This window comes from Specibacter sp. BI4, assembly GCF_056680095.1.
This window is the reverse complement of record NZ_CM155265.1, coordinates 606110-626380: the sequence shown is the minus strand read 5'-3', so window position 1 is coordinate 626380 and position 20271 is coordinate 606110. Positions and strand designations below refer to the sequence as shown.

Here is a 20271-nt window from a genome sequence, read left to right as displayed (position 1 = left end):
GGGGGTGTGCCGGCCTTGCCGGCACGCCCCTATCAACTCCCGGGAGTCAGCCTTGTCCACCCTGCACGACGCCGACTCCGGCACAGCCCACCGGGCCCGCTCCACCAGAAACGCACAACCCCTGACGCCGCGTGCGACAGCCATTCTTGCCCGGGACGACGTCGTGCTGCACCGCGGACGGCTGGCACTCGTCAACGGCTCAACCAGCAGCGCCGCCCTGACACCCCGGGAGGCGATGGTGGCCGACCTTCTGGCTGTGCGGCACGTTTTGGATGCATGCTCCATTGCGTATCTGCTGGTGCGCGGCAATGATGAACGCCCCGTGCTGGCCATCGACAGCTCCCTGCGCGGGCAGCTTGAGCGGGCCCTGGTCGAAGCTTTCGCCAATGAGCCGTTCCACGCCCGCAGCGTCGACACGAAAAAGTCCACTGTCCTGATTGCCGATGGATCATTGGCCGCCTCCAGCCTGACCAGGATCATCCGGCTCTTCCGCCCCCGCATTGAACCGAAGGGCGGGCTGCACTATGGCGCAGCCTGGGGTGTACAGATCGAGCTGTGGACCTTCACCGGCACCCATATTGACCTGCCGTTGGAAAACTCGCTCACCCGGCGCAGCATTGACCGCCGGGATGCCGCGAACAGCACAGTGGATCTTCACGGGCAGCGCTGGCCAACAATTGAGAACATGTTCATCGACCATGTCTTTGACATCCGCTTCGAGATTGACATGGTCTTTTCCTGGGTCGACGGCAGCTCTGCCGGCTACCAGTCGGCCCGGCGCGAGCTTGAAGCCGGCGCGCTCCTGGGCGAAGGCGACGGCCACGAATCAAGGTATCGGCAGGTGGACGAACTTAAATACGCCTTGCGTTCGGTGCATATGTTTGCCCCGTGGATCAGGCACATTTACATTGCCACCGACTCGCCGGCTCCCGGGTGGCTGGACGGCCATCCGAAGGTCAGCCTGGTCCGCAGTCATGAGCACTTTGCCGATCCGTCCGTTCTGCCAACCCACAACTCCATGGCGGTGGAATCGCAGCTGCACCACATTGCCGGGTTGTCGGAGCATTTTCTGTATTCCAACGACGACATGTTTTTCGGTCGGCCGCTGTCACCTGAATTGTTCTTCACGGCCGGGGGGATCACCCGTTTCATGCTCTCGCCCAACCGTATTGGGCTGGGCGAAAGCGAGGTGGTCCGCAGCGGTTTTGAGAATTCCGCCAGGGTGAACCGCCAGCTGTTGTGGGAGCGTTTTGGCGCGTTTACAACGCATCACCTCGAACACAGCGCAGCACCGTTGCGCAGGTCGGTTCTGGCCGAACTGGAACGGGAATTTGAAACGGAATTTGCCGCCACCGCAGCCAGCACCTTCCGGGCCGCGGACAATATTTCAGTGACGAACTCCCTCTACCACTACTTCGCGCTCCTGACGGGCCGGGCCGTGATGCACAAGGACGCCCGGGGCGTTTATGTGGACACCGCCAGCACGGCAGGACTGGCCTCCCTTGACCGGGTCCTGGCCCAACGAAACAACGACTTCTTGTGCCTCAACGACGGCAGTTCCGGAGACGCAACACCCACGCAACGCCGCGAACAAGTCGTTGATTTTCTGGAAAAGTATTTCCCCTTCAAGGCTCCCTGGGAAAAATAGCCGCACTTGCGGGTATGCGGGGGTGGTTGTGGCCGTCCGCCACCGGTGCACCGGCATCGAATGGCAACAACCACCCCCGCAGTCCGCGACCGCCTAGTTCAGGTAGCCGTTGGGGTTCAGGACGTACTTCGTGGCGGCACCGGCGTCGAACTCGGCGTAGCCGCGCGGCGCATCGGTGAGGGAAATGGCCTGTGCGTTGACGTTCTTGGCGATGGACACCTTGTCGTGCAGGATGGCCATCATCAGGCCGTGGTTGTACTTCATGACGGGGCACTGGCCCGTGGTGAAGGACAGTGACTTCGCCCAGCCGGTGCCAAGGCTCAGCGAGAGCGCACCCTTTTGCGCGGCGGCATCGATGCCGCCCGGGTCGCCCGTCACATACAGGCCGGGGATGCCCATGGCTCCGCCGGCGGCGGTGATGTCCATGAGGTCGTTGAGCACCGTCGCCGGGGCCTCAGCTGCTCCGGAGCCGTGCCCCTTTGCCTCAAAGCCGACGGCGTCCACGGCGCAATCGACCTCGGGAACGCCAAGCAGCTGCTCGATCTGTTCCCCCGGTCCGCCCTTGGTCAAGTCCACGGTCTCGCAACCAAAGGACCGTGCCTGTGCGAGGCGGCCCTCGTTCATGTCACCGACAATCACGACGGCGGCACCCAGCAAATGCGCGCTGGTCGCCGCGGCGAGGCCAACCGGCCCGGCCCCCGCAATGTAGACGGTGGAGCCCACGCCTACTCCGGCAGTGACCGCGCCGTGGAAGCCGGTGGGGAAGATGTCCGAGAGCATGGTCAGGTCCATGATCTTTTCCAGTGCCTGGTCCCTGTCGGGGAACTTCAGCAGGTTCCAGTCCGCATACGGCACCAGCACGTACTCGGCCTGGCCGCCAACCCAGCCGCCCATGTCAACGTAGCCGTAGGCGCTTCCTGGCCGGTCGGGGTTCACGTTCAGGCAGATGCCGGTCTTGCGCTCCTTGCAGTTGCGGCAGCGTCCGCACGAGATGTTGAAGGGGACGGAGCAGATGTCCCCCACCTTGATGAATTCCACATCCGGGCCCGCTTCAACCACTTCCCCGGTGATCTCGTGGCCCAGGACCAGGTCCGACGGGGCCGTGGTGCGCCCTCGCACCATGTGCTGGTCGGAGCCGCAGATGTTGGTCGCGACAGTCTTGAGGATGACGCCGTGGGGCACCTTGCGTCCCACATTGGCCGGGTTGACGCCGGGCCCGTCCTTGAGTTCAAACGTGGGGTAGTCGATGTCGATGACCTCAACTACGCCGGGGGCCTTGTAGGCAACGGCTTTGTTTCCTGACATGGTTGCTTCCTTCCAAGTTAGTTCAGAAGGCATCCCTTGACACCTTCCAGTGCAACGAGAAATCAACCCCGGCCGCTATTTTTAGGCAACTCCAAGCACACGAACAAGCACCTGGCAGAAGGCGGAAAGTGGGGTCACCGCCAGTCTAGGTCTCGCCGGAGGAATATGTAAGGGGGCCTGCCGCCGGGCACTTCCGACCGCCGCAAGCGCGCCGGAAAACCGCACCTAGCCGTGCTGCTGCTCCCTGCCCAGGCCCTTGACGTAGGCGGCCTGCCCGCCGTGTTGCACGCAGTCGTCCACGATGCTGACCAGGCGCACGCCGAGGGTGACGGGCGGGTCCCAGCGTTTGTCCACGATCCGATCCAGTGCTTGCACGTCGAGGCCGCGGACGTACCCGAGGCTTTGGGCGAGGACGGCCTCGTGGTATTCGCGCAGCAGCTCCAAGGATTCAACCCGCACGGCGTCAACCTGCGCCGGGGAATGTCCATAGCCGGTATCGTCCGGATCCAAGGCGAAGCCGAACCGCCCCGCGTAGCTGCCGCTGGTCCATACCGATTCCAGGCCCGCGACGTCGGCGATTTGTTCGTCCTGGCCGCGGCTCAGGTGCCACACGAGCCAGGTGATGGAATTGCCGGTTCCGCCAGGGCGCCAGTTCGCCTTGTCCGGTTCAAGTCCGTCAAGGACGGCCGAAACAATCGGACCAATCCGGCCAAATGCGTCTTCCAGCAATTCCGAAGTTTCCATGCCCGCCATGCTGCCACCGCAACCGCAGGTTTGGGAACCCCCGCCGGGCAGCCGGTTTTTAGCTCAGGATGATGACGTCGGGGTGCGTGGGCCATGGACGCCTTCGGCGTCGGTGTCGTGCAGCAAGCAGACGTTCCTGTCGGGTGCCTGGGAGATGATCCGCCGGCCTTGGGCGTCGCTGCCGTCGAGCATGATGGTGCCGGTCTCGGAAACGGCGCGGGAGGCGAAGCTACAGCGGCAGGCCCGCCTTGGGCTTGAGGTTCTTCATGACCAGGGTGGAGCGCAGCCGCAGCACCCCGGGCAGGCTCGTCAGCTCGGTGTCGTAGAACTTTTGGTAGTCATCCAGGTCCTTGACCAGGATCTTGAGAATGTAGTCCGGATCGCCGAACAGGCGCTGGGCCGAGGTGATGTGGCGGTTGCCGGACACCTGCGCCTCAAAATCGTCGATTGTGGCGCGGTCCACCTGGGCCAGCGACACAAACACCAAGGCCTCAAAACCCAGGCCCACGGCATGCGGTTCAACTATCGCCCGGTAGCCGCTAATGACCCCGGATGTCTCCAAATCCTTCAGCCGCCGGTGGCACGGAGCAACCGTCAGCCCCACCTCCGCGGCAAGCGCGGTGGCACTCATGCGGCCGTCACCCTGGAGTGCGCGCAAAATTTCTTTGTCAATGGCATCAATCACAGACATATTCTATCGCGAGGAATGAGAATTCGCGCGAAAAAAGCAAGCACTTTTGTCTTGAAATTTCCTAAGCTTGCCGTAGATCACCATCCAGACAGGAGTTTCATGGAACCGCAGGCACTCATCGGCTTCCTCATCGTTGCCGTCACACTGACTTGCACGCCCGGGCCGGACTGGGCCTTCGCCATTGCGGCGGGGCTTGGCAGGCGCAGCTTTGTCCCGGCCGTTGCCGGATTGTGCGCCGGCTATGTGCTCCTCACCATTTTGCTGGCGGCAGGGATTGCTGCCCTCATGGCCGCCTTGCCGAGCTTGTTGCTCTGGCTGACGGTGGCTGGCGCCATCTACCTTTTGTGGCTCGGCTACAGGACCACTCGGTCATGGCGCGGCGCCGGGTTCGTGACGGTTGGCCCCAACGGTGAACTGGCCCCGGACGCCGTTGCCGGACCCACCCTGGAAGCCGCCGCAACCCACGACAGCAGTGCGTCCGGAACCGGTCCGTCGGGCTCGTCCTGGGCTGCATTCCTGCAGGGGTTCGGCACCAGCAGCATAAATCCCAAGGGACTGCTGCTCTTCGTGGCACTCACCCCGCAGTTCATCACAGCCGACGCCGCATTCCCGGTGCCGCTGCAATCTGTCATTCTTGGCTTGTCGTTTGTCGCTTCGACGGCGGTCATCTACACGTTGGTGGCTGCCGGTTCCCGCAAGTTGCTCCGTTCCCGGCCGGCAGCGGCCCGCGGAGTGACCCTTTCCAGCGGCATCATCATGTGCGCCTTGGGCACGGTGCTTCTCGTGGGGCAAATTGGGCCGGTGACCGAGGCCGCCGGGCACTTGATCGCACGCGGATAACGCCTGCGGGCCCGACGGCACGTCGGTCCGCCGCTGTGGGCCCGCCTCCGGGCCGGCCTCGGCATCAGCCCTGCGCAGCACTCCACTCATCAAGTGCTGCCAGCAATTCGTCCTTGCGGCCATCGGCGGCAAAAGAGGAGCGGATGGAGTTTCGGGCCAGCTTTTCCACTGTGGCCCCATCCCACCCGAATTCAGCCACGAGTGCGACAAAGTTGGCTCCCACATGGCCGCCAAAATACGCCGGGTCATCAGAGTTGATGCACACGTTCAGGCCTGCCGTGATCATCTGCGGCAGCGGATGGGCCGCGAGGGTGTCGACCGCGCGCAGCCGCACGTTGGACAGCGGGCAAACAGTGAGCGGCACCTGTTCCGCAACCAGCCGCTGGACCAGATATTTGTCTTCCACGGCCCTGATTCCGTGGTCGATGCGCTCTACACCAAGCAGGTTTAGTGCGTCTTCGACATAACTGGGGGGACCTTCCTCGCCGGCATGGGCCACCAGCCGCAGCCCTGCCGCGGCCGCCCGCTGATAGAGGCGGATGAACTTCGACGGCGGATTGCCCACCTCGGCGGAATCCAGGCCGATGCCGATGATGGGCGCCGCCATGGCCAGCAGCGCTTCCAAAACCTCCAGCGCCGCGTCTTCCGGTTCGTCGCGCAGGAACGCAGCAATCAACGCCGTGGTGATGCCAAAGTCGGCTTCGCTGGAAGCCAGGGCGGAGGCAATGCCGTTGACCGCCGTCGACAGTTCAACGCCGCGCACCAGGTGGGCCTGCGGGTCAAACATGATCTCGGCGTGCCGGACACCGGATTCCTGCGCCCGGCGCAGGTAGGCGCGGGTCATGTCGGCAAAATCCGCTTCGGTGATCAAGACGGCCATGTTGGCGTAGTACAGGTTCAGGAACGATTGCAGGTCGGTGAATTCGTACTGCGCGCTCAAGGTCTCCAGCGTGGGGAACGGCAGCGTGATGCCGTTCCGGGCGGCCAGCTCCAGGATCAGTTCCGCCTCGAGAGTGCCCTCAATGTGCAGGTGCAGCTCGGCCTTGGGCAGCGCCACTAGGGCGGCAGGGGCGATGGTGGCGTCAGATGGGTGCGTCATTGGACCAGTCTACGGGCGACGCCACCGCCGCTGGGGGCGGCGCGGCTATGCCTTGAACCGCTTGGCAAGGAGCTTCGGGTCCACAATTTCTGCAAGCAGCGACGACGGCTGGCTGGGTAGCGCTGGCGGCAGGTGCAAGTGGCGGTCGCCCCGAATCGGCCACGACGAAGCCGGCCTGATGGGCTTGAAAGACCCGTCATGCCCATCGAAATCGCAAGCCTAAATCTGGGCCGGCAGTAAAAACTGCGCTTATGGCGCATTCCCGGCACGTTGTCAGTGGCCTGTGGCAGTGTGGAGATGACCACGCAGGGGAACAAAATGGAACTTTTTTGATGATTCAACCATTAGGAATATATAGCGTGAATGGAGATAATTGACTTTGAAGGATCCACGCGAGTGCCGTCGGACCGCGTGAAGCCACCCACAACGACCGCAAATCCCTGTGCATCCAACTCAGGGAGTTCTTGAGGAGCTTGTCAGCACGTGTTCATGAAAACTTTTGGTTGGTCGTTCGGGATCACCTCGGTGGCACTGGTTGTCGCCTTCTTTTACGGTGGTCTTGAGGCACTGATTCTCTGTGCGATCCTGGGTGTCCTGGAAATCAGCCTCAGCTTTGACAATGCCGTGGTGAACGCTCGCATCCTGGAAAAGATGAGCGAATTCTGGCAGAAAATTTTCTTGACCGTCGGCATCTTGATTGCTGTTGTGGGCATGCGCGTCGCGTTCCCGCTGTTGATTGTGGGCGTCACAGCCAACCTCAACCCCGTGGAAGCCATTCAGCTCGCCCTGGAAAAGGGCGACATCCACACCCCCGGCAGCTACGCGTACCTATTGCATGACGCACACCCGCAAATCGCCGCCTTTGGTGGCGTCTTCTTGCTGATGCTGTTCCTGGACTTCATGTTTGAAGAACGTGAACTGCATTGGATCAAGTGGCTGGAAAAGCCGTTGGCGTTCATTGGCCGCCTGCACGGGGCGTCCATGGCCATCGCCTTGATGATCCTTGTCGCCTCCGCCCTCATGGTCCGCCCGGGCAAGGAAGTTGACGTGCTCATCGCGGGCATTCTGGGCATGGTCACGTACATGCTCGTGAACGGCTTGGGTGAAATGTTCGACGTCGACGGTGATGGGGACACCGACGCCGATGACATCGATGCCCAGGCCGCTGCGATTGCCAAGAAGAACAACAGGGGCGTTGGCAAGGCTGTTGGCAAGGCAGCATTCATGCTGTTCCTGTACCTCGAGGTCATTGACGCCTCCTTCTCCTTCGACGGTGTCATCGGCGCTTTCGCCATTACCTCGGACCCCATCATCATCGCCCTGGGCCTCGGGCTGATCGGCGCCATCTTCGTCCGCTCGCTCACCGTCTTCCTTGTCCGCGAAGGCACCCTGGACGACTTCGAATACCTTGACCACGGTGCGCACTGGGCCATCGGCGCCCTCGCCATCATCTTGCTGCTGACCATCAGCCTCGAGGTCAACGAGGTCGTCACCGGCGTCATTGGCGTGGTCTTCATCGGCGCCGCCTTCCTGTCCTCCATTGTTCGAAACAAACGCGCCGCTGCAGCGGAACAGCCGAAGGTGAACCAGCTGTCCAGCTAGCGCAACACACCACGATTTTCCACACCCTATTTCAAGGAGCAAAACGCTATGGGACTTAGTTTGCAAAAGGGCCAGGCCCTTTCACTGAAGAAGAACGACGGCGCTTCCCTCACCCGGGTGCGGATGGGCTTGGGCTGGGACTCTGCAGCCCCAACCAAGCGCGGAATGTTTGGCGGCCTGAAGAAGGCTGCCGACGTTGACTTGGACGCCTCGGCCATTTTCTTTGACGGCAGCGGCAAGGCCGTGGACACCGTGTTCTTCAACCAGCTCCAAAGCAAGGACGGTTCAACGAAGCACACGGGCGACAACCTCACAGGCGAGGGCGAGGGCGACGACGAGACCATCCTGGTTGACCTGTCCCAGGTGTCCCCGGCTGTTGCCCAGATCGTATTTGTCATCAGCAGCTACAGCCGCCAGACCTTCGACAGTGTCGAAAACGCGTTCTGCCGCCTGGTTGACGACTCAACCCCTGGTTCGCCCGAGGTTGCCCGTTTCCAGCTCACCGATTCCGGCACCCACACGGCCATGATCATGGCCAAGGTGTCCCGCGACGGAACAGGATGGAACTTCACTGCCATCGGCGACCGCGCCAACGGGCGCACCGCCATGGACTTGATCCAGCCGGCAGCCAGCGCCCTGTAGGGTTTCGCCAAAAGTATCTTGTGTTTCACACATTGGCGCGTGTTCGCAATTAATCTTCGCAATTAAAGGAGTTCAGTTTTCATGGCATCTTTGACACTATCCAAGGGCAGCAACCTTTCCCTGACCAAGGCAGACCCCGGTCTGCAAATGGCCATGGTTGGTTTGGGTTGGGACCCGCGCACCACCAGCGGTGAGCAGTTCGACTTGGACGCTTCGGCCCTGTTGGTCACCAGCAGCGGCAAGGTCCGCAACAACGACGACTTCATTTTCTACAACCAGCTGGAGTCCAAGGACGGTTCAGTCGTCCACCAGGGTGACAACCGCACAGGTGAAGGCGACGGTGACGACGAGCAGATCTTGATCAACCTCGCCACCGTCTCCCCGGACGTTGAGCGTGTAGTCATTGTCGTTTCCATCGACCAGGCCGACGCGCGCCACCAAAACTTTGGCCAGGTACGTGACGCGTACTGCCGCGTGGTCAACCAGAGCAATGAGCAGGAGATTGTCCGCTACGACCTGTCTGAGGATGCAGCATCCGAGACGACAATGGTCTTCGCGGAGATCTACCGAAACGGCGCCGAGTGGAAGTTCCGGGCGGTTGGCCAGGGCTACGCCAGCGGCCTGCACGGCATTGCGACCGATTTCGGAATTGTTCTGGACTAGCAACAACCGCGGGTGTGCGGCCCACGCCGCGCACCCGCTCCCGGTTTTCCCGGATTTTTGGCACCCATCAAATTCCAACAATGTTTAAGGACACGATTTCATGGCTGGGCTCACGCTTGCAAAAGGCAACAACCTTTCTTTGACCAAGACCGACCCGGGCCTGCAGCAAGCGCTGGTTGGCTTGGGCTGGGACCCCCGAACCACAACGGGTGAGGCATTCGACCTGGATGCTTCGGCGCTCCTTGTCGCGGCCACCGGCAAGGTCCGTTCCGGCGATGACTTCATTTTCTACAACCAGCCGGCCGCCAAGGACGGATCTGTCACGCATCTCGGCGACAACCGCTCGGGCGATGGCGCAGGCGACGACGAGCAGATCCTGATCGACCTCACCAAGGTCGCCGCAGATGTTGAGCGCGTTGTCATCGTTGTCTCCATCGACCAGGCGGATGTGCGCGGCCAGAACTTTGGCCAGGTCCGCGGCGCCTACTGCCGCGTCTTGAACCAGGGCACCGAACAGGAAATTGTGCGCTTTGACCTCAGCGAGGACGCAGCCCCCGAAACCTCCATGTTGTTCGCCGAGATTTACCGCAATGGCGCCGAATGGAAGTTCAAGGCAGTGGGCCAGGGCTACGCCTCAGGACTGGCCGGCATTGTTTCCGACTTCGGCGTGCCGATGGGCTAGCAACTGGTGCACGCATCAGTTATTCAGTTAGTGAAGTTCGCCGCCACAGCCTTCCGGGCGTGATGGCGGGCTTCACCCATAAATAAGCACCAGCAAACCTTGCTACTGGAAAATTGGATCTCATCATGACTTCACCTTTGACACCTCCCACCGAATCCGAAACTGCCCTCGTCCTGAAGGCCCCCGACGCCCCCGGCATTGTCGCGGCGGAGGAAGCCCCCGGCATGGTTCCTGTGCCCGCAGAGCGCCAGGCAGAGATCAACCGCCAGGCGAAGGACTACATCGCCGAGATCGCCACCTTCGATGCCCGCAGCCCGGAATTCACCTCCAAGGTTGACGGCATTTCCAAGCTGGCCGGATCTGAAATGACAACGTCCTCGGACGCCTCCAGCCGCATGCTTGAGCGTTCCACAACATCCGTTTCAGGGGCCAAGAGGAGCGGCAACGGCGCCCAGGCCCAGGTAGCCGGCACGTTGAACGACCTGCGCAGCACCGTGGAGGACCTTACCCCCAACAACGCCGACCTCGGTGTTGGCCGCAAGATTCTTGGCTTCCTGCCGGGCGGCAACAAGCTGGCGAAGTACTTCCAGAAGTACGAATCCGCGCAGGTGCAGATCGACGCCATCATCAAGTCGCTCATGGCCGGCCAGGACGAACTCCTCAAGGACAACGCGTCACTGGCAGGCGAAAAGGTCAAGCTGTGGGAAACCATGCAGGGCTTGAGTGAATATGCAGTGTTTGCCAAGGCCCTGGATGCCGCCTGTGTGGAAAAGATCGACGCCACGCGCGCGTCGGGCCAGGTGGAGCAGGCCCAAAAGCTTGAAGCCGACGTCTTGTTCCCCATCCGCCAGCGCCACCAAGACATCCTGACCCAGCTTGCCGTCTCGGTGCAGGGCTACCTGGCCATGGACTTGATTCGCAAAAACAACCTGGAACTGATCAAGGGTGTTGACAGGGCGCGCACCACCACCATTTCGGCCCTGCGCACGGCCGTGATTGTCGCCCAGGCGCTGGCCAACCAAAAGATGGTGCTGGACCAGATCGACGCCATCAACACCACAACGAACAACATGATCCTGAAGACCTCGGAGATGCTCAAGGACCAGACAGTCCGCATCCACCAGCAGGCCTCCAGCTCCGGTGTGAGCGTGGACACGCTGCAGAAGGCGTTCGACAACGTCTTTGAAACCATGGACGCGATCGACACCTTCCGCGCCTCGGCCGCCCAGAACATGGCAGGCACCGTGCACGCCCTTGAGGACGGACTGGCCAAGGCCAAGCCGTACCTTGAGCGTTCACGCCAGTCCGAACGCGAGTAGGCTGGATCTGACGACGACGAGACAAGGGTAGGGCGATGATTGGCCGTTTTGTGGGGGGCAGGTTTGGCGGCGGTGCTGCACCGCAGGTGCCCGACCGCCCCGTAGTTGACCCCGTGGCAGAGGAAATTTCCCAGATGGGTGCCGCTGTGGACAGTTTGCGTGCTGCCGTGCGCAGGTCAGGAAGCAGGCTGCCCCCGTTGCTGATGTCACAGCTGCGCCATTTGGGCGACCTCATGCGCGAAGCCGTCACCGACATCAGCATCAGGGGCTGCTCCACGGAGCAGCGGGTATTGCTCAACGCAATGATCTGCAGCTATGTGCCCACGCCCCTGCAGGCATATTTGGGACTGCCGCCGGCACACCACGAGGAAGAGTCCGCTGCCACGTTCTTGTTTGCCGAGCAGCTGGCCACCCTCGAACAAACCCTTGCGGACCTGCTCAACCAGATTCGCATCGGCGCCGTCGAGGAACTCTCCACGCACGGGCGCTTCCTGGCGGACAAGTTCTCCGCCCAGGATGCTGCCCTGCAACTTCATCAACCAGTTTCGGAAAGAGACCCATTGCGTTTGGAGGGCCAATCTTGGCAGCACTAGTGGCGGGGGCGAATGCCGCCCTGACAGCTGAAAATCCCGGTCTTGACCACGTTGTGGTGGGCATGGGCTGGGACACCATCCCCAGCCACGGGCCGCAGGCCGAGCTGGTTCCCTTTGCGTTGATGTGCGATGCCGACGGGCGGGCGGTGTCCAACGATCACCTGGTGTTTTTCAACCAGCTCGTCAGCGCCGATTCGTCAGTCACCTTCATAGGCGACGGCGACCAGGAACAAATTGACGTTCAGCTGAACCTAGTTCCGGACGACGTTTCCAAGATCATTTTCCTCGCCTACGTTGACCCCGAATTCCGCGGCCAGAGCACGTTTGCGGCCGTGCGCAGCGCGCACATCCGGGTTGCCACGGCCGAAGGCGGCGAATTGGTGCGCTTCGAACTGTCGGCCGTGAAGCTTGAGTCCGTGACGGCCATGATCTTTGGCGAACTGTACAGGCACCGCACGGACTGGAAGTTCCGGGCACTGGGCCAGGGCTACAGCACGGGCTTGGCCGGCGTGGCCAAGGACTATGGAATCAGTCTGTAGGGCCATCACGTGAACGATTCTTCGACTCCCCGCACAGACATTGCCTTTCTGCGCCGCCGCATCAAACCCGGGCAGGCTCCGGCCGCCCCGGCTGGGACACAGGCTGGCCAGCCCGCGGGCGGATCACGTCCGGCAGGGCAGCCGCAGACGACGCAACCGTCGTCAGGGCAGCTGCAGTCAGGGCTGAACCTTGGCCGGCCCCGCACGGACGCCCCGGCAGCAACACCACGGGCGGGAACACCACAGGCGGCCCCGCGCAACACATCCGGGCCAGGCCCCTCCCTGACGCTTCGGCCTGCCGCGGCAGCCGGCGGGCAGACAGCGTCCGCCCCGCGGCGGCAGTCTCCCGCCCCAGCAAGCGCCCCGTCCCTCAACCTGGCCCACACCCCCGGCCGTGCACAGTCTGGTGCGCAACCCGGAGGCCAGCGCCAGGGCGGCCTCGTGCTGGGTGGCGGCACCCCGTCGTCGTCCACCAGCGCGCGGGCACAGAAGCTTGACGCGCAACGCGAGAAGGCACGGCGGGAGGACCACGAGGTCGAACTGCTGTTTGCCGCCCCGGGCATCACCGACATCTACGAGCTGAACCTGGTTGACAGGGTGTTGCGGTTGTCGGCGCTCGAGTCGTCCGTTGGCACCATGCTCATCGGCGGCAGCACGGCCGCGGCGTGGGAAAGTGTACATCGGGTGACAGGCGGGCAAACAGTTGACGGCCACAAGGCGGGAACCCCCGTGATGACGGGCGGAAACCGTGAACTGGTGGGTTACCAGGGCCGGGATGCCTTGATAACGTTGCGTCATGTGCGCGAACTTCGCCGCGCAATCTTCATCAACCGCAGCGGTGCTGCCATGGGTGTCCGGCTGTTCTCCGGTGAAACCGTGGCACTGCCGCCCGCCGCCGACGGGACTCAAATGGTCCTGCTGGTGCACAGGATAGGCAACGTCCTGGAGCTGCGCGCCGAACCCGTCCCGAGCGACTGGCCCGACGTGCAGATCTGGCGGGAATTTGATTTTTCCATGACCCACAGGGCGCCCGCCTCAGCTTACGGGCGGTAGCCCATATTCCCGGTGGGGCATGTTTTCGCTTCCAACCGTAGATTGAAAGGGCCAATGCGACACTTCCGTTCCCTGGGCGCGACCCAGGCCACCGCGCTTTTTCACCGGCTGCCCATGGAGCTGACGGCACAAAGCGCCCCCGAATTGCAGGCTGTTGCCCTGGGCGGCACCTTGTACACCCCGGCAAACCGTTCGGACCTGGTCAAGGACGTGCTGCGCCAGCGCGACCTTGGCTGCGTTTCCATGGTGTTGTGCCTGGAGGATTCAGTTCCCGACAGCGACGTGGCGCGCGCCGAGGACAATGTCATTTCCACACTGTCGATCCTGGCTGACCGCGAAGACGGCCTGCCGCTGCTGTTTGTCCGCGTCAGAACTCCGGAGCAGATGCTGTCGGTGGCCCGGCGGGCGGGGGCCGCGACGGGCGTGCTGACAGGTTTCGTGATCCCCAAGTTCGACAACGAATCCGGCGTTGGTGCAGCCTTCCTGCAGACCCTGCATGTCATTCAGGCCGAGCTGGGCCTGGACGGCGCCACGGCGGAAAGTGGCGGCCTGGATGGCGCCACGGCCGTAGGCGGCGGCACGCCCCGACACCGGCTGCGCATCATGCCCATCCTGGAATCGCCGGCCGTGATTCATTTGCAGAGCCGTGCCGCGGCGCTGACAAACATCCAAGCACTGCTCTCGGCCAACCGCGAGGACATCTTGTCGGTGCGGATCGGTGCCACTGACATGTCGAGCGCCTTTGGCCTGCGCCGCTCCCGCGACCTGACCATTTACGACGTCAATGTTGTGGCAGGCGTGATCGGGGACATCGTGAACGTCCTGGGCCGGCCCGAGGACGGTTTTGTCATTTCCGGCCCCGTCTGGGAACACTACTCCAACACCGAACGGGTGCTGCGCCCGCAATTGCGCGCCACCCCCTTTGCCGGTCCGCAGGAGCAGCAGCTGCGCCAGCGCCTCATGACAGCCAATCTTGACACCTTGATCCGTGAGATCGAGCTCGACCTTGCCAACGGCCTGCTCGGAAAGACAGTCATCCACCCCACGCACGTTGCCCTGGTGCATGCCATGAGTGTTGTCAGCCACGAGGAATACATTGATGCGCTGGCCATCGCCGGCAATGAAAACGGCGGCGCCGCGGCCTCCCCCTACGGCAACAAAATGAACGAGATGAAACCGCATCAGGCGTGGGCCCGGCGCACCCTCCTGCGCGCCGACGCCTTTGGCGTGGCCGCCGCCAATGTCACCTTCGTCGACCTCCTGGAAGCGAGCATGGCATGAACACCGCAGCAGCAACCGCCAGTTCACCAACCCCCCCGGCGTTGCCGGTGTGGAGCGGCGGATTCGTCGCCGAACAATTGGATGTGTCCATCCACAGCGACCCCGCCAGTGCGGTGGCCGTGCAGGACCTGGTGGGTTTGGCCCTGCGCCGGAACCCCAAGCGCGCCCACCTGCTCGTCTCCCAGGTCCTGGCCAAGCATGTGCCCACCGAGCCGGCCCTTGTCATGGCCGCCGGGGAACTGCTCGGCGCCTGTGTTGCCAGCGAACTTTCCCTGCTGGGGCCCGACGCCGGGTCCCTCCCCCCGCTGTCCGCTGCGGGGGACATTGCCGCCGCCGCAGCCCAACTGACGACAGTCCTGCGGAGCGCACCCGGCGCACGGCTGCCAGCCCTCACAGCGCTTGCCGGGCAGGTGGCGGGACTGCAAACGCTGGTTCCGGACGCCGTCGTGATTGGCTACGCCGAAACCGCCACGGGACTGGGGCGGCTGGTCGCCAATGCTCTGGGCGCCTATTACATTCATTCCACCCGGCATGCCACCCCCGGGGTGCAGCCTGTCGCCGGCTTCGAGGAAGGGCACTCGCACGCCACCTCGCACGCCATGGTGCCCACCGATCCGCACTGGCTGGACGGGGACGGGCCCGTGGTCCTGGTTGATGACGAACTCAGCACGGGCTCAACAGTCATCAACACGATCCGGGAGTTGCACGCCCTGGTCCCGCACTCCACCTACGTTGTGGCTGCGTTGATTGACCTGCGCAGTCCCGCCGACCGCGCCCGCTTTGATGCCCTGGGCGTCGAGTTGGGTGCCCGGATTGCCGTGACGGCCCTGGGAACAGGCTGGATCGGACTCGGCGATGACATTCTCGATCGTGCCGGCGCGTTGATTCAAGGGCTCCCGACCGCGGCGGCCGCACCTTCCGCTACAGCCAGCCCGGCCGGGACTGCACCCGCCGGCCGGCTCGCCGTGCTTGACCTCGCCGCCGGGGAGGTCACCCCTGTGCGCAGCGACCGCTTTGGCAACACTGCCCCGCCGGCACCTGCTGACATTGCGGCCATCGCCGGACACGTGGCCACACTGCTGGCAGTGCGGGAATGCCAGGGCCCGATCGTGGTTGTCGGGTGCGAGGAAAACATGTTCCTGCCGCTGGCGGCCGCGAAGGCGCTGGCCGGGCTGCTCCCGGCTGCCGACGTGCGTTTTTCCACCACGACAAGATCCCCGATCGTCCCCGTCGACAGGGCCGACTACGCCATTGCCGGCGCCCTGTCCTTCGCCAGCCACGACCTGACGAACGACGGCCCCGGCATCCGTTTTGCCTATAACCTCACCGGTGCGGGCAGGCGCCCGGGCACCATTGTGGTGTTCCCCGAACCCGGCACCGACCGCAACGACGTTGCCCCTGGCCAGGCTTCCCCACGGGACGGCCGGACGCTGCAAGGCGAGGCAGGTGGCGGACTCGAGTCGCTGGCCGTTGCCATGACAGCGGCAGCCGATGACGTCGTCGTCGTGCTTCTGCCGGCAGACACCCCGTCCGCCACACCCGGCACGCCAGCCGCCAATCCGCCCGTGAACACCCCAAACAAGGTAGCCCCATGAGCCAGCTTCCCCTTCCCACCCCCTTGACCGGGCCGAATTTTGGTTCCTATCCGGCGGACGATGTCACCTGGCTGCTGAAGGATTTGAGCCATCTTGAGCTGGAGGCCCCGACCGTCGACCGTGAGCACGCCATCCAGTCCGGGGCGGCAAACTACGCGGAATCGCTGCCGGTGGAGTACTCGCCCAGTCCCGAGTACCAGGCCCTGTACGAGCAGGCGGTTGAACGTGCCGGCGAGCGGGTTGCCACCGCCGTCGGCGTCGTGACCGAGCTGGCCCTGGCGGCCCGGGACAACGAGCCGGTGCTTGTGTCCCTGGCGCGCGCCGGCACGCCCATCGGCATCTTGATGCGCCGCTGGGCCCTGGAAATCCACGGTCTGGACCTGCCGCACTTCACCATGAGCATTGTGCGCGGTGTGGGGCTGGACCAGACCGCGCTGCGGTACCTGGCTGAGAATTACGACCCGGCGCGGATACTTTTCGTCGACGGCTGGACGGGCAAGGGTGCCATCTCGCGCGAACTCACCGCCGCCCTTGACGACTTTGCCGCCAGCTCCGGTGTGCGCTTCCCGGCCGATCTTGCCGTGTTGGCCGATCCCGGGCACTGCGTGTCGATGTTTGGCACCCGCGAGGACTACCTGATCCCCTCGGCCTGCCTGAACTCCACCGTGTCGGGCCTGGTCTCGCGCACCGTGTTCAATGTGGACCACATTGGCCAGCACGACTACCACGGAGCGAAATTTTACTCCGAGCTTGCCCCCAGCGATGTTTCAAATGACTTCCTGGCCGCCATTTCACACCACTTCGGGACGGTGCGCCCCGCAGTAACACGGCAATTGGCCCAACACCGGGCCGAAGCCCCGGCACCCACCTGGGTGGGCTGGGAGGCGGTTGAGCGGATCAGCACCGAATACGGGATCAACAACGTCAACCTCGTCAAGCCCGGCGTGGGCGAAACCACCAGGGTGCTGCTGCGCCGCGTGCCCTGGCGTGTGCTGGTCAATCCAGCCGCACGCGACGACGTCGCCCATGTGCTGCTGCTGGCCGAACAGCGCGGGGTTCCCGTCGAGGAGGTGCCCGGGCTGCCATACAGCTGTGTGGGACTGATCCACCCGGCATTCGACAAAAGCGCCGTCGGCGCAGACGGCAAGGCGGTGCACAACGCATGAGCTCCGCCGCATTGGTCGCCTGCGACCTTGACCGAACACTCATTTACTCCAAAAACGCCCTCTGGCTCACCGGTGCCGACAAGGACGCCCCGGCAATGGTTGTTGCCGAGGTGTACGACGGCGCCCCGCTGTCCTACATGACCCGCACGGCCCAGGAGCTGCTGGTCGCGGTGAAGTCGGCCGCCACCTTCGTCCCCGTCACCACCCGCACGCAGGCACAATATGAGCGGGTGCAGCTGCCCGGCCCCGTGCCCGAGTACGCCGTCACCTCCAACGGCGGGGTCCTGCTGCACCACGGCGTGCAGGATGCTGCGTGGCACGAGCGGCTCTCGGCCCGGATGGAAGCCGACTGCGCACCCCTGGAAACCATCGAGGACCACCTGGCCAATCCCGTCTTTTCCCCGTGGATCCTGCGCCTGCGCCGGGCCGAGGACCTCTTTGTCTACGCCATCATCGACCGCGAGCTCATGCCCGATTCGTTCCTGGCCGAGCTGACCCAGTTGTGCGCGGACGCCGGCTGGAGCGTGTCGGTGCAGGGCCGGAAGCTGTACTGCGTGCCCCTGCCGATCAACAAGACTGACACCCTCGCCGAGGTGGCCCGCCGCACCGAGGCCGGCACCGTCATCGCCGCCGGGGATTCGCTGCTCGACCAGGGGATGCTGGAGGACGCCGACATCGCCTTCCGCCCCCTCCACGGTGAATTGCACGACGCCGGATACCAGGCTTCCCACCTGCGCCTCACCTCGGTGCGGGGTGTCCTGGCGGGCGAGGAAATCCTGCGGCGCATCCTGGCCGAGGTGACCCCCGCCGGGGCGTGACCCGGGCACACTGGAATTCAGCCGCCCGCCATCGGGATGGGACGCCCGCTTGCCACCCTTGCGCCACCCGTTTCAGGCAGGGGGCTGTTGTGGTGATTCGATGATGGTCGGCCGTGCGCGAATCACCACAACAGCCCCCTGGGCCGGGATAGTTGTCCGTAACGGTGGCGAATGACCATTACGCACTCGGCACCGGCACAGTTGTCAGTAACGCACCGGAGCTCAGGACAGGGTCAACCCACGGGCAACCGCTTGCCTGCCTTTGTCAGTGCCCCCCGGTAGGCTGAAGGGACACCGTCCACCTTGATCCCGGGGAGAACTCCGTCTTGCCTGCAGCCCGTCCGTTCCGTTCCTTTGGTGCCACCGATTTCATCATGGGCTCCGTGCTTGCCTCCGTCCTCTTCGTGACCACCGCGTGCGGTGCCGCTCCGCCTTCGGGCACTGCCGCACCGAGCGCCACCGCCAACGCCACCCAAAGCCAGACAGCCGGCCCCGCGGCAAGCCCCACCCCGTCCGCGGAGGACGCAACGTCGCTGGACGACACCGTCGTTCCCGACGCAGGGGAAGCCGACCTGGCCTCCAACGTCCAACCGCCCTTCGCCGCCAAGGCCCTGGAAGTGCTGGCTACGCTGGCGGTCAAGGGCCGGGCGCCGAAGACGGGCTACGATCGCGCCGAATTCGGGCAGGCCTGGGCAGACGTTGACAGGAACGGCTGCGACACCCGCAACGACATGCTGGGCAGGGACCTGACGGCCAAGGTCTTCAAGCCGGGCACCCGCGACTGCCTGGTGCTGACAGGTGTTTTGGCCGATCCCTACACGGCAACGACCATTGACTTTGTGCGCGGATCGGCGACGAGCAGCGCGGTGCAGATCGACCATGTGGTTGCGCTCAACGACGCCTGGCAGAAGGGCGCCCAACAGCTCTCGGTGGCCCAGCGCACGGCCTTCGCCAACGACCCGTTGAACCTGCTGGCCGTTGACGGTCCCAGCAACCAGAGCAAGGGTGCCGGTGATGCTGCCACCTGGCTGCCGCCCAACAAGGGCTACCGCTGCGACTATGTGGCCAGGCAGATCTCGGTCAAGGCAACCTACGGCCTGTGGGTGACGCAGGCTGAGCACGACGCCATGGCGGGGATTCTGGACAGCTGCGTCGATGTTGAGGTGCCAACCAACCAGACGCCTCCCCCGGCGGAGCCCGTGGTGCTGCCGCCGCCGGCACCAATTGAAGCACCGGTCGATGCGCCGGTCGATGCGCCGGTTGAAGCACCTGTCGAAGCACCGATTGAAGCGGCCCCTCCGGCAGCTCCCCCGGCCCCGCTGGTCGAGGCACCCGCACCCGCAGCCTACTACCAGAACTGTTCCGCCGTCCGGGCCGCCGGCGCGGCACCGATCCTCGTCGGCCAGCCCGGTTTTCAGTCCAAGTTCGATGGCGACGGTGACGGCGTCGGCTGCGAATAAGCCCATTCCGCCCTCGATGTTTCGTGCGCCCGCAGCAATGGCCCATCATGGCTGCGGGCGTCCCACACAGAATTAACGACAGCCACTGGCAAGTGCCGGTGTAATGGCTAAAATTGAACTGTGAGCCTTGGCAGTGAGCATCCGCTGGTCCCAGCAGTGTGGCAGCGCCACGACACGGAGATCTTGTCGTTGTGGCGCGAACGGCTGCGGCTGGAAATGGGGGCAACGGCAGCGAGCCGCTATGCCGCGGGACTGTTCTTTGAGGACAGGCGCCGGCCCATCGCCCAATGGTTCAACCCGGCCCTGAACGCGGCGCTGCTGGTGGGGATCGAGACGTCAGCGGAGTGGCCCGTCCAGCGATTCGGCTTGTTCTACGCCCCCGCAGCCGGCGGGGTCCTCAGGGTCCACATGACCACCCACGAGTGGTACACCCGCACACCCAATAAATCTCCGACGGAGGAGGAAGCCTTCGCCGGTGCCATCGCGTCCGCCGAGTCGTTCCTGCAGGTGGAGATGGATTTCATCTAGCGC

The 20271-nt window shown here is 64.0% G+C and carries 21 protein-coding genes; 16 read left to right on the top strand and 5 right to left on the bottom strand.

Annotation, left to right across the window (positions count from 1 at the left end):
- Positions 1–121 precede the first annotated feature (121 nt).
- On the top strand, positions 122–1648 hold the full coding sequence (locus AC1L6K_RS02915; RefSeq protein ID WP_480952681.1) for a stealth conserved region 3 domain-containing protein: 1527 nt from the start codon (positions 122–124) through the stop codon (positions 1646–1648).
- A 93-nt stretch (positions 1649–1741) separates the two neighbouring features.
- On the opposite strand, the gene fdhA is transcribed toward AC1L6K_RS02915, so the two are convergent.
- From fdhA to AC1L6K_RS02895, 4 genes are all read right to left on the bottom strand, one after another.
- Positions 1742–2953 carry a formaldehyde dehydrogenase, glutathione-independent gene (gene fdhA, locus AC1L6K_RS02910; RefSeq protein WP_480951238.1) on the bottom strand — a complete coding sequence of 404 codons (1212 nt, stop codon included), beginning with the start codon at positions 2951–2953 and terminating at the stop codon, positions 1742–1744.
- Positions 2954–3178: 225 nt separating this feature from the next.
- Positions 3179–3697, bottom strand: coding sequence for a mycothiol transferase (locus tag AC1L6K_RS02905; RefSeq protein ID WP_480951237.1), 519 nt, complete (start codon positions 3695–3697; stop codon positions 3179–3181).
- 63 nt (positions 3698–3760) lie between these two features.
- On the bottom strand, positions 3761–3889 hold the full coding sequence (locus AC1L6K_RS02900; protein ID WP_480951236.1) for a hypothetical protein: 129 nt from the start codon (positions 3887–3889) through the stop codon (positions 3761–3763).
- 37 nt (positions 3890–3926) lie between these two features.
- On the bottom strand, positions 3927–4382 hold the full coding sequence (locus AC1L6K_RS02895; RefSeq protein WP_480951235.1) for an Lrp/AsnC family transcriptional regulator: 456 nt from the start codon (positions 4380–4382) through the stop codon (positions 3927–3929).
- A gap of 105 nt (positions 4383–4487) precedes the next feature.
- Between AC1L6K_RS02895 and AC1L6K_RS02890 the strand changes: the two genes are divergently transcribed.
- Positions 4488–5228, top strand: a complete 741-nt coding sequence (locus AC1L6K_RS02890) for a LysE family translocator (RefSeq protein WP_480951234.1) — start codon at positions 4488–4490, stop codon at positions 5226–5228.
- 64 nt (positions 5229–5292) lie between these two features.
- Here AC1L6K_RS02890 and AC1L6K_RS02885 read toward each other — a convergent pair whose 3' ends face one another.
- Positions 5293–6327 (bottom strand): adenosine deaminase, encoded by a 1035-nt coding sequence (locus AC1L6K_RS02885; RefSeq protein ID WP_480951233.1) that lies wholly within the window; start codon positions 6325–6327, stop codon positions 5293–5295.
- Between the two features lie 483 nt (positions 6328–6810).
- On the opposite strand from AC1L6K_RS02885, the gene AC1L6K_RS02880 reads away from it, so the two are divergent.
- The 14 genes from AC1L6K_RS02880 to AC1L6K_RS02815 all read left to right on the top strand — a co-directional run bounded on the left by AC1L6K_RS02880 (position 6811) and on the right by AC1L6K_RS02815 (position 20268).
- Entirely contained in the window at positions 6811–7929 is a 1119-nt protein-coding gene (locus tag AC1L6K_RS02880; RefSeq protein ID WP_480951232.1) for a DUF475 domain-containing protein, read from the top strand.
- Between the two features lie 48 nt (positions 7930–7977).
- Complete coding sequence (locus tag AC1L6K_RS02875) at positions 7978–8571, top strand: TerD family protein (protein ID WP_480951231.1); 594 nt, start codon at positions 7978–7980, stop codon at positions 8569–8571.
- Between the two features lie 81 nt (positions 8572–8652).
- Complete coding sequence (locus tag AC1L6K_RS02870; RefSeq protein ID WP_480951230.1) at positions 8653–9234, top strand: TerD family protein; 582 nt, start codon at positions 8653–8655, stop codon at positions 9232–9234.
- 100 nt (positions 9235–9334) lie between these two features.
- A complete protein-coding gene (locus AC1L6K_RS02865) occupies positions 9335–9916 on the top strand; it encodes a TerD family protein (protein WP_480951229.1) in 582 nt (193 codons plus the stop codon).
- A 125-nt stretch (positions 9917–10041) separates the two neighbouring features.
- Positions 10042–11235, top strand: a complete 1194-nt coding sequence (locus tag AC1L6K_RS02860) for a toxic anion resistance protein (RefSeq protein ID WP_480951228.1) — start codon at positions 10042–10044, stop codon at positions 11233–11235.
- A 35-nt stretch (positions 11236–11270) separates the two neighbouring features.
- On the top strand, positions 11271–11828 hold the full coding sequence (locus AC1L6K_RS02855; protein WP_480951227.1) for a hypothetical protein: 558 nt from the start codon (positions 11271–11273) through the stop codon (positions 11826–11828).
- The gene (locus AC1L6K_RS02850) at positions 11816–12367 is read left to right on the top strand and encodes a TerD family protein (RefSeq protein WP_480951226.1); all 552 of its coding nucleotides are present in this window, start codon (positions 11816–11818) and stop codon (positions 12365–12367) included. The genes AC1L6K_RS02855 and AC1L6K_RS02850 overlap by 13 nt, the downstream gene beginning before the upstream one ends.
- A gap of 9 nt (positions 12368–12376) precedes the next feature.
- Positions 12377–13420, top strand: a complete 1044-nt coding sequence (locus AC1L6K_RS02845) for a hypothetical protein (RefSeq protein ID WP_480951225.1) — start codon at positions 12377–12379, stop codon at positions 13418–13420.
- A gap of 54 nt (positions 13421–13474) precedes the next feature.
- Positions 13475–14701 (top strand): HpcH/HpaI aldolase/citrate lyase family protein, encoded by a 1227-nt coding sequence (locus AC1L6K_RS02840; RefSeq protein ID WP_480951224.1) that lies wholly within the window; start codon positions 13475–13477, stop codon positions 14699–14701.
- Positions 14698–16296 carry a phosphoribosyltransferase domain-containing protein gene (locus AC1L6K_RS02835; RefSeq protein ID WP_480951223.1) on the top strand — a complete coding sequence of 533 codons (1599 nt, stop codon included), beginning with the start codon at positions 14698–14700 and terminating at the stop codon, positions 16294–16296. The genes AC1L6K_RS02840 and AC1L6K_RS02835 overlap by 4 nt, the downstream gene beginning before the upstream one ends.
- The gene (locus AC1L6K_RS02830; protein WP_480951222.1) at positions 16293–17462 is read left to right on the top strand and encodes a cysteine protease StiP family protein; all 1170 of its coding nucleotides are present in this window, start codon (positions 16293–16295) and stop codon (positions 17460–17462) included. Before AC1L6K_RS02835 ends, AC1L6K_RS02830 begins: the two co-directional genes overlap by 4 nt.
- On the top strand, positions 17459–18280 hold the full coding sequence (locus AC1L6K_RS02825; protein ID WP_480951221.1) for an HAD family hydrolase: 822 nt from the start codon (positions 17459–17461) through the stop codon (positions 18278–18280). Before AC1L6K_RS02830 ends, AC1L6K_RS02825 begins: the two co-directional genes overlap by 4 nt.
- Before the next feature lie 326 nt (positions 18281–18606).
- The gene (locus AC1L6K_RS02820; RefSeq protein ID WP_480951220.1) at positions 18607–19740 is read left to right on the top strand and encodes a GmrSD restriction endonuclease domain-containing protein; all 1134 of its coding nucleotides are present in this window, start codon (positions 18607–18609) and stop codon (positions 19738–19740) included.
- Positions 19741–19860: 120 nt separating this feature from the next.
- Positions 19861–20268: a hypothetical protein gene (locus AC1L6K_RS02815; RefSeq protein WP_480951219.1), complete on the top strand. Its 408-nt coding sequence runs from the start codon at positions 19861–19863 to the stop codon at positions 20266–20268.
- Positions 20269–20271: the final 3 nt, after the last annotated feature.

Coding starts and splice junctions, on each gene's coding strand:
- fdhA (WP_480951238.1), bottom strand. CDS start 2,953: ATGTCAGGAAACAAAGCCGTTGCCTACAAGGCCCCCGGCGTAGTTGAG.
- AC1L6K_RS02905 (WP_480951237.1), bottom strand. CDS start 3,697: ATGGAAACTTCGGAATTGCTGGAAGACGCATTTGGCCGGATTGGTCCG.
- AC1L6K_RS02900 (WP_480951236.1), bottom strand. CDS start 3,889: ATGCTCGACGGCAGCGACGCCCAAGGCCGGCGGATCATCTCCCAGGCA.
- AC1L6K_RS02890 (WP_480951234.1), top strand. CDS start 4,488: ATGGAACCGCAGGCACTCATCGGCTTCCTCATCGTTGCCGTCACACTG.
- AC1L6K_RS02885 (WP_480951233.1), bottom strand. CDS start 6,327: ATGACGCACCCATCTGACGCCACCATCGCCCCTGCCGCCCTAGTGGCG.
- AC1L6K_RS02875 (WP_480951231.1), top strand. CDS start 7,978: ATGGGACTTAGTTTGCAAAAGGGCCAGGCCCTTTCACTGAAGAAGAAC.
- AC1L6K_RS02870 (WP_480951230.1), top strand. CDS start 8,653: ATGGCATCTTTGACACTATCCAAGGGCAGCAACCTTTCCCTGACCAAG.
- AC1L6K_RS02865 (WP_480951229.1), top strand. CDS start 9,335: ATGGCTGGGCTCACGCTTGCAAAAGGCAACAACCTTTCTTTGACCAAG.
- AC1L6K_RS02860 (WP_480951228.1), top strand. CDS start 10,042: ATGACTTCACCTTTGACACCTCCCACCGAATCCGAAACTGCCCTCGTC.
- AC1L6K_RS02855 (WP_480951227.1), top strand. CDS start 11,271: ATGATTGGCCGTTTTGTGGGGGGCAGGTTTGGCGGCGGTGCTGCACCG.
- AC1L6K_RS02840 (WP_480951224.1), top strand. CDS start 13,475: ATGCGACACTTCCGTTCCCTGGGCGCGACCCAGGCCACCGCGCTTTTT.
- AC1L6K_RS02835 (WP_480951223.1), top strand. CDS start 14,698: ATGAACACCGCAGCAGCAACCGCCAGTTCACCAACCCCCCCGGCGTTG.
- AC1L6K_RS02830 (WP_480951222.1), top strand. CDS start 16,293: ATGAGCCAGCTTCCCCTTCCCACCCCCTTGACCGGGCCGAATTTTGGT.
- AC1L6K_RS02825 (WP_480951221.1), top strand. CDS start 17,459: ATGAGCTCCGCCGCATTGGTCGCCTGCGACCTTGACCGAACACTCATT.